Annotated in this window: 1 rRNA gene; it reads right to left on the minus strand. The window is 56.8% G+C overall.

Going from position 1 to position 1595, the window contains the following annotated elements:
* Positions 1-35: 35 nt before the first annotated feature.
* A 16S ribosomal RNA gene (locus FFS25_RS13255) occupies positions 36-1562 on the minus strand.
* Positions 1563-1595: the final 33 nt, after the last annotated feature.

Below are 1595 nucleotides of genomic sequence, written 5' to 3' on the forward strand. Positions count from 1 at the left end.
GGCCGCCACACGGCGACCAGAGTGAAGCTCCTTAGAAAGGAGGTGATCCAGCCGCACCTTCCGGTACGGCTACCTTGTTACGACTTAGTCCCAATCGCCAGTCCCACCTTCGACGGCTCCCTCCACAAGGGTTGGGCCACCGGCTTCGGGTGTTACCGACTTTCGTGACTTGACGGGCGGTGTGTACAAGGCCCGGGAACGTATTCACCGCAGCGTTGCTGATCTGCGATTACTAGCGACTCCGACTTCATGAGGTCGAGTTGCAGACCTCAATCCGAACTGAGACCGGCTTTTTGGGATTAGCTCCACCTCACAGTATCGCAACCCTTTGTACCGGCCATTGTAGCATGCGTGAAGCCCAAGACATAAGGGGCATGATGATTTGACGTCATCCCCACCTTCCTCCGAGTTGACCCCGGCAGTCTCCCATGAGTCCCCACCATCACGTGCTGGCAACATGGAACGAGGGTTGCGCTCGTTGCGGGACTTAACCCAACATCTCACGACACGAGCTGACGACAACCATGCACCACCTGTATACCGACCCCAAAGGGGAAGAACCATCTCTGGAACGATCCGGTATATGTCAAGCCTTGGTAAGGTTCTTCGCGTTGCATCGAATTAATCCGCATGCTCCGCCGCTTGTGCGGGCCCCCGTCAATTCCTTTGAGTTTTAGCCTTGCGGCCGTACTCCCCAGGCGGGGCACTTAATGCGTTAGCTACGGCGCGGAAAACGTGGAATGTCCCCCACACCTAGTGCCCAACGTTTACGGCATGGACTACCAGGGTATCTAATCCTGTTCGCTCCCCATGCTTTCGCTCCTCAGCGTCAGTAACAGCCCAGAGACCTGCCTTCGCCATCGGTGTTCCTCCTGATATCTGCGCATTCCACCGCTACACCAGGAATTCCAGTCTCCCCTACTGCACTCTAGTCTGCCCGTACCCACTGCACACCCGGGGTTAAGCCCCGGGCTTTCACAGCAGACGCGACAAACCGCCTACGAGCTCTTTACGCCCAATAATTCCGGACAACGCTTGCGCCCTACGTATTACCGCGGCTGCTGGCACGTAGTTAGCCGGCGCTTCTTCTGCAGGTACCGTCACTTGTGGCTTCTTCCCTGCTGAAAGAGGTTTACAACCCGAAGGCCGTCATCCCTCACGCGGCGTCGCTGCATCAGGCTTTCGCCCATTGTGCAATATTCCCCACTGCTGCCTCCCGTAGGAGTCTGGGCCGTGTCTCAGTCCCAGTGTGGCCGGTCACCCTCTCAGGCCGGCTACCCGTCGTCGCCTTGGTGAGCCATTACCTCACCAACAAGCTGATAGGCCGTGAGCCCATCCAAGACCAGTAAACCCTTTCCACACACCACCATGCGGTGACATGTAGCATCCAGTATTAGACCCAGTTTCCCGGGCTTATCCCAGAGTCAAGGGCAGGTTACTCACGTATTACTCACCCGTTCGCCACTCATCCACACCAGCAAGCTGGTGCTTCAGCGTTCGACTTGCATGTGTTAAGCACGCCGCCAGCGTTCGTCCTGAGCCAGGATCAAACTCTCCGTTGAAAAACGAAAAACCATACCTGGCTGGAATCAAAA

Source organism: Kocuria sp. 2SI (genome assembly GCF_005502825.1).
Classification (GTDB): domain Bacteria; phylum Actinomycetota; class Actinomycetes; order Actinomycetales; family Micrococcaceae; genus Kocuria; species Kocuria palustris.